Annotated in this window: 8 protein-coding genes; 2 read left to right on the forward strand and 6 right to left on the reverse strand. The window is 72.8% G+C overall.

Annotated features, from left to right (window positions below; all coding sequences use genetic code 11):
• Positions 1 to 27 precede the first annotated feature (27 nt).
• Positions 28 to 885: an ABC transporter permease gene (locus ACFXDE_RS10625; RefSeq protein ID WP_380440586.1), complete on the reverse strand. Its 858-nt coding sequence runs from the start codon at positions 883 to 885 to the stop codon at positions 28 to 30.
• A complete protein-coding gene (locus ACFXDE_RS10630) occupies positions 882 to 3,596 on the reverse strand; it encodes an alpha/beta fold hydrolase (protein WP_380492861.1) in 2,715 nt (904 codons plus the stop codon). The genes ACFXDE_RS10625 and ACFXDE_RS10630 overlap by 4 nt, the downstream gene beginning before the upstream one ends.
• Positions 3,597 to 3,793: 197 nt before the next feature.
• Here ACFXDE_RS10630 and ACFXDE_RS10635 point away from each other — a divergent pair, with 197 nt between their 5' ends.
• Positions 3,794 to 4,816, forward strand: a complete 1,023-nt coding sequence (locus ACFXDE_RS10635) for a mechanosensitive ion channel family protein (protein WP_380492863.1) — start codon at positions 3,794 to 3,796, stop codon at positions 4,814 to 4,816.
• Positions 4,817 to 4,865: 49 nt separating this feature from the next.
• On the opposite strand, the gene ACFXDE_RS10640 is transcribed toward ACFXDE_RS10635, so the two are convergent.
• The 4 genes from ACFXDE_RS10640 to ACFXDE_RS10655 form a co-directional block, all read right to left on the reverse strand.
• On the reverse strand, positions 4,866 to 5,333 hold the full coding sequence (locus ACFXDE_RS10640; protein ID WP_380492865.1) for a GNAT family N-acetyltransferase: 468 nt from the start codon (positions 5,331 to 5,333) through the stop codon (positions 4,866 to 4,868).
• Between the two features lies 1 nt (position 5,334).
• Complete coding sequence (locus ACFXDE_RS10645; RefSeq protein WP_380440594.1) at positions 5,335 to 6,273, reverse strand: RluA family pseudouridine synthase; 939 nt, start codon at positions 6,271 to 6,273, stop codon at positions 5,335 to 5,337.
• Between the two features lie 68 nt (positions 6,274 to 6,341).
• A complete protein-coding gene (gene lspA, locus ACFXDE_RS10650) occupies positions 6,342 to 6,998 on the reverse strand; it encodes a signal peptidase II (protein ID WP_380492884.1) in 657 nt (218 codons plus the stop codon).
• A 167-nt stretch (positions 6,999 to 7,165) separates the two neighbouring features.
• A complete protein-coding gene (locus tag ACFXDE_RS10655) occupies positions 7,166 to 7,633 on the reverse strand; it encodes a TraR/DksA family transcriptional regulator (RefSeq protein WP_380440596.1) in 468 nt (155 codons plus the stop codon).
• Positions 7,634 to 8,283: 650 nt separating this feature from the next.
• Between ACFXDE_RS10655 and ileS the strand changes: the two genes are divergently transcribed.
• Positions 8,284 to 11,412 carry an isoleucine--tRNA ligase gene (gene ileS / locus ACFXDE_RS10660; RefSeq protein ID WP_380492868.1) on the forward strand — a complete coding sequence of 1,043 codons (3,129 nt, stop codon included), beginning with the start codon at positions 8,284 to 8,286 and terminating at the stop codon, positions 11,410 to 11,412.
• The last annotated feature ends 216 nt before the right edge of the window (positions 11,413 to 11,628 follow it).

Below are 11,628 nucleotides of genomic sequence, written 5' to 3' on the forward strand. Positions count from 1 at the left end.
GGACGGACCCGCCCCGCTACGAGACCGCTACGAGACCACGTCCTTCCGGGCGAACCCGCGGAACGCGAGCGCGAGCAGCACCGCCGCGTACGACAGCGACAGCGAGACGCCCTGCACCATGCCGCCCCACTCCAGCTGCGGCTGCAGCGCGTCCGCCCAGGCGTACTGCCAGTGCGCCGGCAGCCACTCCCGCAGGCTCCCGAGCGCCGTGACGGCGTCCAGCACCCCGGTGATGATCGACGCGAACACCGCGCCGCCGACCGCGCCGAGCGGCGCGTCGGTGGCCGTCGAGAGCCAGAAGGCCAGCGCCCCGATCACGAGCTCGCTCAGGAACACGAAGGCCACCGCGACGGCGAGGCGCGGCAGCGCGTCGGCGGCCGGCAGGCTGGCCCCGGCGGGGAGCTTGAGGTCCCCCCAGCCGTACGCGGCCGTCCCCACGACCAGCCCGATCGCCGGCAGCATGACCACCGCGACCGCCGAGAACAGCATCCCCACCACGAACTTGCGCGCCAGCAGTCGCGCCCGCGGCACCGGCGCGGCCAGCAGGTAGCGCAGCGAGGACCAGCTGGCCTCCGAGGCGACGGTGTCCCCGCAGAACAGCGCGACCGGGATCACGAGCATGAACCCGGTGCCCATGAACAGCATCGTGGTCGCGAAGTTGGCCCCGGACGCGGTGGCCAGCTCGATGAACGTGGTCCGGTCCTGGCGCCCGGGGGTGCCGCCGACCTGGAAGGCCGCCAGGACGATGAACGGCAGCGCCGCCAGCACCCCGCCGATCACCAGCGTCCGCCGCCTCCGCAGCTGCCGGACGATCTCGACCCGCAGCGGCAGCGTCCGCCCCGCCCGGTACCCCTCGGCGTGGTCCGCCGAAACGACGCCGCTCACGCCGCACCTCCGATCAACGACAGGAACGCGTCCTCCAGCCGCCGCTGCGGCCCGGCGCTCTCCACCGGCACGCCGAGGCGCACCAGCTCGGCGACCAGCTCGCTCGCCGCCATCCCGTCCAGCCGCACCAGCAGTCCGCCCTCCACGGCCTCGGCCGAGCCGACCCCGGCCAGCTCGCCCACCTTCTCGACGACCGTCTCCGGCGCGAACGACGGCGCCACCCCGATCATCAGCAGTTCCCCGGCCCCGACGATGTCGCCGACGGCGCCGGCCGTCACGAGCCGCCCGCGGTCCATGACCACGAGGTCCGTGCAGCTCTGCTCGACCTCGGAGAGCAGGTGGCTGGAGACGATGACGGTCCGCCCGCCGGCCGCGTACCGGATCATGACCTCGCGCATCTCGCGGATCTGCGGCGGGTCGAGCCCGTTGGTCGGCTCGTCGAGGATCAGCAGGTCCGGCATCCCGAGCATGGCCTGGGCGATCGCGAGCCGCTGCCGCATGCCCTGCGAGTACGTGCGCACCGCGCGGTCGAGCGCCTCGCCGAGCCCGGCGATCTCCAGCGCCTCGGCGAGGTGCGCGTCCTCCTCCGGACGCCCGGTGGCCTGCCAGTACAGCCGCAGGTTGGCCCGCCCGGTGAGGTGCGGCAGGAAGCCCGCGCCCTCGACGAACGCGCCGACCCGCGAGAGCACCGGCGCGCCGGGCCGCACGAGGTGGCCGAAGACGCGGATCTCGCCCGCGTCCGGCCGGATCAGGCCCATCAGCATCCGCAGCGTCGTGGTCTTGCCCGCGCCGTTCGGCCCGAGCAGCCCGAGCACCTGCCCCTGCTCGACCCGGAAGCCCAGGTCCCGTACGGCGTACCGGTCCGCCGAGCCCTTGTAGCGCTTGCCGAGCCCGGTGATCTGCAGCGGCACCCCGCCGAGCGCCGGGTCGTACGCGGGCCCGCCGGCCCCCCGCGCGCGCCGCCGCAGCCGGGGCGCCAGCACCAGACCGAGGGCCACCACGACGGCGGCCACCGGGAGCATCCAGGTCCGCGCGGGCAGCGGCGTCGACTCGGTGACGAGCTGCCCGACGGTCGGCACGGCCAGCGCCCCCGCGACCGCCACCCGGTAGGTGGCCGGTTCGGCGGGCGAGGCGTACGCGAGGTCGGTGCTCGCCAGCACGAGCCGCAGCCGGTGCCCCGCCGGGAACGTGTGGTCGACGGCGGGCAGCGCCACCGTGACGGTCCGCCCGGCGTCCGCGCCGGTGACCCGCAGCGGCGCGGCGAGTTGCTGCGGCAGCTGGGCCTTGCCGTCCGGCCCGACGTCGTACAGCTTCGCGAACAGCACCGCCTCCGGCCGGTCCGCCTGCACCCGGACGGGCACGGTCGGCTGTCCGGTCAGGTGCAGCGGCCCGTCCAGCGGCGCCGACTCGAAGGCCGCGTTCTGCCCGGGGAAGTCCAGCGCCAGACCGGCCCCCAGCGAGGCCGCCTGGCTGAGCGCCCCGATCCCCGGCAGCGTCGAGATCCCCGGCGGAGCGCCGCCCGGCGGGTTGGCGAGCGTCTTCTCACCGCCGGTCAGGTCCACCGACCGCGAGCCGGTACCGCCGAGCCCGGGGTACGCGTCCGCCGTGGCGCCGCGCAGCACGGCCTGGAACCCGGTCGAGTCGACCCCGCCGGTCCGGGTCACCCGGAACGCCGGGCCCGTGTCGTTCCCCCGCCCCCGCAGGTAGTGGTCGAACCAGGCCGTCACCCGGTCGTCCACCCGGGCGCTCGTGTCGGTGCCCCCGTCGTGCCCGCCGGCGAACCAGTCCACCGAGACGGGCGCGCCGTTGGCCGCCACCGCCTGCGCGATCCGGTCCCCCTGGTCCAGCGGGAACAGCGAGTCCTGCTGCCCCTGCACGACCAGCGTCGGCACCTTGAGCTGCCCGGCCACCGAGGACGGGCTCGACTTGTCCAGCAGCGCGACGGCGTCCGCGTCCGCGTGCCCGCTCGTGGCGACCCGGTCGTACATCCGGCAGAGCGACTCCAGGAAGCGCCCGCACCCGACCGGCCCGCCGTCGCCGCCCGCCGGCCGGCCGCCCTCGCGCGGCGAGCCCCCGGACGGCCCGAGGTCGCCGGCGGCGCCGGTCGTGAAGAAGATCCCGGCCCACAGCTTCTTAAACACCCCGTCCGCCGCGCCCGACCCCTGCACGCCCTGCGGGAACAGCGCGTCGGCCAGGTTCCACCACGTGATCTGGGTGGCCACGGCGTCGATCCGGTGGTCGTACGCGGACGCCAGCAGCGAGACCGCGCCGCCGTAGGAGGCACCGGTGATGCCCACCCGCGGGTCGCCGGGCCCGTCCAGCTGCACCTCGGGCCGCTGGGCCAGCCAGTCCACCAGGTGCTTGACGTCCTCGACCTCGCGGTCGGGCGCGTTGAGCCCGATCTTCCCGCCCGAGTGCCCGAAGCCGCGCGCCGACCAGGTCAGCACCGCGTACCCCTGCCGGGCCAGCTGCTCGGCCCGGTCGTGCTCGCCCTCCTTGGAGCCGCCGAAGCCGTGGGCGAGCAGGACCGCCGGGCGCGGGGTGGAGCCCGTCGTGAAGAACGAGGTGTCCAGCTGCACCTGCTGAGGGCTGCCGGGCGTCTCCGGCATGCTGAGAAAACGATCCTCCTGGTGGACCGGCTGCTCCCCGCCGGACGCCACCGCCGCCGTGCCGATCCCCGCGACGGCCACCAGGGCCACCGCACCGGCCATCAGTCTCCGCCGCGTCACCGCACCGCGGCCGCGCCACCGACGCCACGCGCCACCGAACTCCATGGCCGTTGATCGTAACGGCCGCACGAGTAGGCGTCCGATAAAGCCACCGCCCCGGCCCCCGCCCGTTTCACCCGCTTCCAGTCCGCTATGCCCGGGTATCGTACGGCTCACCCGACCCCAGTCCCCTCGGCGAGGTGCCCGTGTTCCGGCCGCTGATCACCCTGCTCGCCACCATCGTCGCCACCCTCGCGACCGGCTGGATCGTCGACCAGGCCCTCCAGCGCATCGCCGCCCGCAACCCCGGGGCCCCGGTCTGGCCACTGCTCCGCAGGTGCCGGATCCCCCTCCAACTCACCGTCATCACCGCCCTGTTGCTCGCGGCGAGCCCGCTCAAGCGGATCTTCCACCTGAAGAACGACGAAGGCGCGCACCACCTGCTCCTGCTCTTCCTCCTCGCCTCCCTCGGCTGGCTGACCGTCCGCGTCGTGGCGGCCCTCCTGGAGGCGCTGCTCGGCCGGTACGAGACCGTCACCGAGGACCCCGCCCGCAGGCAGCGCGTGCACACCCAGATCAGCATGCTGCGCCGCGCGGTGAGCGCCGGCATCGTCATCGTGACGGTCGCCGTGATGCTGCTGACGTTCTCCGCGATGCGCACGATCGGCGCCGGCCTGCTGGCCTCCGCCGGCATCATCGGCATCGTCGCGGGCATCGCCGCCCAGAGCGCCCTGGGCAACTTCTTCGCCGGCCTGCAGATCGCCTTCGGCGACACGGTCCGGATCGGCGACACCGTGGTGGTGGACGGCCAGCAGGGCACGGTCGAGGAGATCACGCTCTCCTACCTGGTGGTGCGGCTCTGGGACCACCGGCGCCTGATCGTGCCGGTCTCCTACTTCGTCAACAAGCCGTTCGAGAACTGGACCCGCCGCGACCCCGGCCTGCTCGCCGCGGTCCTGCTCCACCTCGACCACACCACCCCGGTCGACGCCCTGCGCGGGGCCCTGCACACCCGCCTGGAGACCCACCCCCTGTGGGACGGCACCGAGTGGGCCCTCAACGTCACCGACGCCACCCCCAGCACCATCGTCGTCCGCGCCACGATGACCGCCCGCACCCCCGACGACGCCGCCCAACTCCGCTTCGACATCCGCGAACACCTCATCGCGTACCTACGCGACGAACACCCCGAAGCCCTCCCGCGCCTCCGCACGACCCCCTGAACGACGAATCCCCCCGCACCCCTTCCGGGGCGCGGGGGGATCGCGGGGCCTACAGCACTCGCGTCATCGTCCGGTGCGGGATCCCGGCGTCGTCGTACACCGGCCCCTCCGCCGCGTACCCCAGCCGCTCGTAGAACCCGAGCGCCTGCACCTGCGCGTGCAGCTCCAGCTCCACGGCCCCACGGGCGATCCCCGCGGCCTCGATCGCCCGCACCAGCGAGGCCCCGAGCCCGGTCCCCCGGGCGGCCTTCACCACCGCGAGCCGCCCCAGCAGCACCCGCCCGGCGCGCCCACCGGTGAGCTCCAGCGCGGCGTCCCCGTGGATCAGCCGACCGGTGCCGAGCGCGGTGCCGTCCGCCGCGACCGCGAGCACGTGCACCGAGGTGGCGTCGTACTCGTCGTACTCCAGCTCCTCCGGCACGTTCTGCTCGACGACGAACACCTCGCGCCGGACCGCCCGCACGAGCTCCAGGTCCGCGTCGCCCTCCGCGACGCGGATCCCCGCGGCCGCCGTCATCTCAGCTCTCCGACGCGATGATGTCGAGCGCCTTGCGCAGGTCCGCCGGGTACTCGCTGGAGAACTCGACCCACTGCCCGTCCGCCGGGTGCTCGAACCCGAGCGAGACGGCGTGCAGCCACTGCCGGGTCAGCCCGAGCCGCTTGGCGAGCGTCGGGTCGGCGCCGTAGGTGAGGTCGCCGACGCACGGGTGGCGCAGCGCGGACATGTGCACGCGGATCTGGTGGGTGCGGCCGGTCTCCAGCTTGATGTCGAGCAGCGACGCGGCCCGGTACGCCTCGATGAGGTCGTAGTGCGTGACGGACGGCTTGCCCTCGCGCGTCACCGCCCACTTCCAGTCCGAGCTGGGGTGGCGCCCGATCGGCGCGTCGACCGTGCCGCTCATCGGGTCCGGGTGGCCCTGGACGAGCGTGTGGTAGCGCTTCTCGGTGATGCGGTCGTGGAACTGGCGCTTGAGGTCGGTGTACGCGCGCTCCGACTTCGCCACGACCATCAGGCCCGAGGTGCCGACGTCGAGCCGGTGGACGATGCCCTGGCGCTCGGCCGCACCGGACGTGGAGATCCGGAAGCCGGCCGCGGCGAGGCCGCCGATGACGGTGGTGCCGGTCCAGCCGGGGCTGGGGTGGGCGGCGACGCCGACGGGCTTGTCGACGAGCACGATGTCGTCGTCCTCGTGGACGATCCGCATGCCGTCGACCGGCTCGGCGACGACCTGCACCGGGGCCGCGGGGGCGGGGATCTCGACCTCCAGCCAGGAGCCGGCGGTCACCCGGTCCGACTTGCCGGCCTGGGCGCCGTCGAGCGTCACCTTGCCGTCGGCGGCCAACTCGGCGGCCTTGGTCCGGGAGAAGCCGAACATCCGGGCGAGGGCGGCGTCGAGTCGCTCGCCCTCCAGGCCGTCGGGTACGGGGAGGCTGCGGATCTGCGCTGCGGTACTCACCCGTACGAGTATGCCGGAAAGGCGGCCGCCACCTTCCGCCCGTCCCTCCCGGCCGCCCGGTCGCGCCGCTACTTCGCCGGCTTCTCCGCCTGCTGGTGCACGGTCCCGTCCGGGTTGCTCCCGCGGAACGACAGCAGGACGACCAGGATCCCGCCGCACACGATCGCCGAGTCCGCGAGGTTGAAGACCGCGAAGTGCTGCACGGAGATGAAGTCCACGACGTGCCCGCGGAAGACGCCGGGCGCGCGGAACAGCCGGTCGGTGAGGTTGCCGAGGGCCCCGCCCAGCAGCAGCCCGAGCGCGATCGCCCACGACAGGCTGTACAGCCGCCGGGCGATGCGCCAGATCACGACGATGACGGCCGAGGCGATCATGGTGAAGACGACGGTGAGCGCCTGGCCCATGCCGAACGCGGCCCCGGAGTTGCGGATCACCTGGAAGGTCACGACGTCGCCGACGACCTTGATCGCCGCGTGGTTCTCCAGCCGGGCGACGACCAGCAGCTTGCTGCCGAGGTCGATGAGGAACGCGAGCACGGCGACGACCAGCAGGACGCCGATCCGCCGCGGCCCCTTGCCCTTCTCCACCGCCGTGGCGCCGTCCGTGGCCGCCGGTTCGGCGGACTCCGCGGGCTCTGCAGGCTCGGCCACGGCCACCTCCACGGCTTCGGCGGGGGCAGGGACGGCGTCGTCCCGGGTCTGGGGAGAACCTTGCGTACTGATGATCCGCTCCGCTGCCGATGGAGCTCCCCCGGCCGGAGGTGGGGGAGGGTGGTGGGCCGGTGACGACACCGGTCGCTCCCCGTCACGGGGGCGTCGGGCGACGTTCAGGCGACGTTACGGGGTCGAGCGTACGGCAAGCCCGACCCCCCGCGCCGCGCCGGTCGGGCGGTTCAGCGGCGTTCCTGCTTGGCCTTGCACTGCACGCAGAGCGTGGCCCGCGGGAAGGCCTGCATCCGGGCCTTGCCGATGGCCTGTCCGCAGGACTCGCAGACGCCGAAGCCGACGCCCTCCAGCCGCTCCAGGGCGCGCTCGATCTGGGCGAGGCTGTCCCTGGCGTTGTTGGCGAGGGCGAGCTCGCTCTCCCGCGAGATGTTCTTGGTGCCGGCGTCCACCTGGTCGTCGCCGGCTCCGTCGTTGGAGTCGCGCATCAGGCCGGAGATGGCGGCCTCGGCGGCGCCGATCTCGTTCTGCAGCCGCTCCAGCTCGCTGATCAGTTCGTTGTGCAGCTCGTGGACCTCCTCCGAGGTCCACGGCTCCTCGCCCGGACGGACCGGCAGCGTGGCCGGGTCCACGGATTCTGCGCCGCGCAGCACGGTGACGGTGTCGGTGCTGGTGTTCTGCCGTGCGGTAGTGGTCACGGTCCCCTCCCCTGGATCGGCCGCCACGGCCTTGCGTGCCCGCTTGGTGGCGGTACCCGCGCCGGTTGCCTTCTCAGCCATGGCTTCGACCCCATCTACGAACGAATCGAGCCGCCGGTTCCCGGCGGCTTCCAGTGCCGGAACGATAATCCCGATCAAAACCGGTCACAACATGACATACCGACGCCTCACCATGATCCCACCCAGGCAGCCGCCCCAACCGCCACGCCCCTCGCGCTGACCAGACTTGTGCCCAGAACACCCCCTCCTAACCACCCCGCGGCGCGCCCCCGGGAGCACCCGCGAGCAGCCGTTCGGCGCGTCCCGCGCACCCCGCGCCGGACGAAACCGACTTGCGGCAGCCGATACACTGGGCCTGCAAGGCGCAGATGGGACGAGTACCGACGTACGCAGCCACCAGCGACCCGGGGACGGTGCGAGCCCGGGGGTGTGCGCGGCGGGAAGATCACCCCGGAGCCGCCGGAAGAACGGCCACCTCCACGGCGGCCCACTAGACCCGGCAGCAACCCCAAACAAGAGGGCCGCACCGCACCACCGCGGCCAAGGAGGGTGGTACCGCGGGTCGGCGAAGGCCGTCTCGTCCCTCCGGAGGATTCAGTCCCAGCATCCGCCGGAGGTAGACACCCGCGATGAGCACCTACAACCCCGTCCCCGCACAGGTGGATCTCCCCGCCCTGGAACACCAGATCCTGTCCTTCTGGCAGGACAACAAGGTCTTCCAGCGCAGTCTGGAGCAGTCCGAGGGCCGTCCCGAGTGGGTGTTCTACGAGGGCCCGCCGACCGCCAACGGCATGCCCGGTGCGCACCACATCGAGGCCCGCGTCTTCAAGGACGTCTTCCCCCGGTACCGGACCATGAAGGGCTACCACGTCGCCCGCAAGGCCGGCTGGGACTGCCACGGCCTGCCGGTCGAGCTGGCCGTCGAGAAGGAGCTCGGCTTCTCCGGCAAGCAGGACATCGAGGCCTACGGCATCGCCGAGTTCAACGCCAAGTGCCGCGACTCGGTGACCCGCCACACCGACGCCTTCGCCGAGCTGACCACCCGCATGGGGTACTGGGTCGACCTCGACGAGGCCTACCGCACGATGGACCCGTCCTACGTCCAGTCCGTGTGGTGGTCGCTCCAGCAGATCTTCGACAAGGGCCTGCTGGTCCAGGACCACCGGGTCGCCCCCTGGTGCCCGCGCTGCGGCACCGGCCTGTCCGACCACGAGCTGGCCCAGGGCTACGAGACGGTCGTCGACCCCTCGGTCTACGTGAGGTTCCCGCTCACCAGCGGCCCGCTCGCCGGCCGCGCCGCGCTGCTCGCCTGGACCACCACCCCGTGGACCCTGGTCTCCAACACCGCCGTCGCCGTGCACCCGGACGTCACCTACGTGGTGGCCACCGACGGCACCGAGCAGGTCGTCGTCGCCGAGCCGCTGGTCGCCAAGGCGCTCGGCGAGGGCTGGGAGACCACCGGCGAGTCCTTCACCGGTGCCGAGATGGAGCGCTGGGGCTACCGGCGCCCGTTCGAGCTGGTCGACATCGAGGGCGCCCACTTCGTCCTCAACGCCGACTACGTCACCACCGAGGACGGCACCGGCATCGTCCACCAGGCCCCCGCCTTCGGTGCGGACGACCTCACGACCTGCCGCAAGTACGGCCTGCCGGTGGTCAACCCGGTGCTCGCCGACGGCACCTTCGCCCCCGAGGTCCCGCTGGTCGGCGGCCAGTTCTTCAAGAAGGCCGACGAGGCCCTGGTCGCGGACCTCAAGGAGCGCGGCCTGCTCTTCCGCCACGTCGCCTACGAGCACAGCTACCCGCACTGCTGGCGCTGCCACACCGCGCTGCTCTACTACGCGCAGCCGTCCTGGTACATCCGGACCACCGCCGTCAAGGACGCGCTGATCCGGGAGAACGAGGCCACCAACTGGTTCCCGGAGACGGTCAAGCACGGCCGTTTCGGCGACTGGCTGAACAACAACATCGACTGGGCGCTCAGCCGCAACCGGTACTGGGGCACCCCGCTGCCGATCTGGCGCTGCGAGGAGGGCCACCTCACCTGCGTCGGCTCGCTGGCCGAGCTGTCCGAGCTCACCGGCATCGACCAGAGCGGCCTCGACCCGCACCGCCCGTTCATCGACGAGGTGACCTTCGCCTGCCGCGACTGCGGCGGCACCGCCACCCGCGTGCCCGAGGTCATCGACGCCTGGTACGACTCGGGCTCGATGCCCTTCGCCCAGTACGGCTACCCGTACCAGAACAAGGAGCTGTTCGAGAAGCGCTACCCGGCGCAGTTCATCTCCGAGGCGATCGACCAGACCCGCGGCTGGTTCTACACGCTGATGGCCGTCGGCACCCTGGTGTTCGACAAGAACAGCTACGAGAACGTCGTCTGCCTGGGCCACATCCTGGCCGAGGACGGCCGCAAGATGTCCAAGCACCTGGGCAACATCCTGCAGCCGATCCCGCTGATGGACCAGCACGGCGCCGACGCGGTCCGCTGGTTCATGGCGGCCGGCGGCTCGCCCTGGTCGGCCCGCCGGGTCGGCCACGGCACGATCCAGGAGGTGGTCCGCAAGACCCTCCTCACCTACTGGAACACCGTCGCCTTCCAGGCCCTGTACGCCCGCACCGCCGACTGGGCCCCCTCCGCGGGCGACCCGGCCCCCGCCGACCGTCCGGTCCTGGACCGCTGGGTGCTCTCCGAGCTGAACACCCTGGTCCGCGAGGTCGACGCGGCATTCGAGGCCTACGACACCCAGCGCGCCGGCAAGCTGCTGTCCGCGTTCGTCGACGACCTGTCCAACTGGTACGTCCGCCGCGGCCGCCGCCGCTTCTGGCAGGGCGACGCCGCCGCACTCGCCACCCTGCACGAGGCGCTGGAGACCGTCACCCGTCTGATGGCCCCGCTCACCCCGTTCATCACCGAGCGGGTCTGGCAGGACCTGGTGGTCCCGATCGACGAGACCGCCCCCGCCTCCGTCCACCTGGCCACCTGGCCCGAAGCGGACGAGACCCTGGTCGACCAGGCGCTCTCCCGCCACATGGCACTGGTCCGCCGCCTGGTCGAACTCGGCCGCGCCACCCGCGCCGAGTCCGGTGTGAAGACCCGCCAGCCGCTGTCCCGCGCGCTGATCGCCGCCCAGGGCTGGGAGGAACTGCCCGCCGATCTGCGCGCGCAGATCGCCGAGGAGCTCAACGTCTCCACCCTGGAGTCCCTCGCCGAGGTCGGCGGCTCCCTCGTCGACACCACCGCCAAGGCCAACTTCCGCGCCCTGGGCAAGCGCTTCGGCAAGGGCGTCCAGGACGTCGCCAAGGCCGTCGCCGCCGCCGACGCCGCCCACCTCGCCACCGAACTGCGCGCCACCGGCCAGACCAGCGTCCAGCACGACGGCGAGACGATCACCCTCTCCCCCGACGAGGTGATCATCACCGAGACCCCGCGCGAGGGCTGGGCCGTCGCCAACGAGTCCGGTGCCACCGTCGCCCTCGACCTGGCCATCACCCCGGAGCTCAAGCGGCTCGGCATCGCCCGCGACGCCATCCGCCAGATCCAGGAGGCCCGGAAGAACTCCGGCCTGGACGTCGCCGACCGCATCGTCCTCCGCTGGCGCGCCACCTCCGAGGAGACCGCCGAGGCCATCGCCGAACACGGCCCCCTCGTCGCCGACGAGGTCCTCGCGACCGACTTCGCCGCCGGCGCCGCCGACTGGACCTCCGACACCTTCACCGACGAGTCCCTCGGCCTGGCCTTCCAACTCCGCAAGGCCTGACCCGAACAAGAACCGCCGCCCGGCTCAGCAGAGCCGGGCGGCGTTTCCACACCCAAAACCAAAACCCCCCAGCCCAACTCCCCAGCCCCACCCAACTCCCCAACCCCACCCCACCCCACCCGCACCAACACACCCCCCTCAACCCCCCCCGAACCCACCCAAGGCGAGAGGGAGCGCTGCGGGAGGGGGTGGCGGAGGGGGTGGCCGCGGAGAGGG

It is taken from the genome of Kitasatospora sp. NPDC059408, from assembly GCF_042751525.1.
In the GTDB taxonomy this organism is placed as follows: domain Bacteria; phylum Actinomycetota; class Actinomycetes; order Streptomycetales; family Streptomycetaceae; genus Kitasatospora.

What these genes read in the sequence shown, in the direction of transcription:
- ACFXDE_RS10630 (WP_380492861.1), bottom strand. Translation starts at nt 3,596, where the DNA reads ATGGCCGGTGCGGTGGCCCTGGTGGCCGTCGCGGGGATCGGCACGGCG.
- ACFXDE_RS10640 (WP_380492865.1), bottom strand. Translation starts at nt 5,333, where the DNA reads ATGACGGCGGCCGCGGGGATCCGCGTCGCGGAGGGCGACGCGGACCTG.
- ileS (WP_380492868.1), top strand. Translation starts at nt 8,284, where the DNA reads ATGAGCACCTACAACCCCGTCCCCGCACAGGTGGATCTCCCCGCCCTG.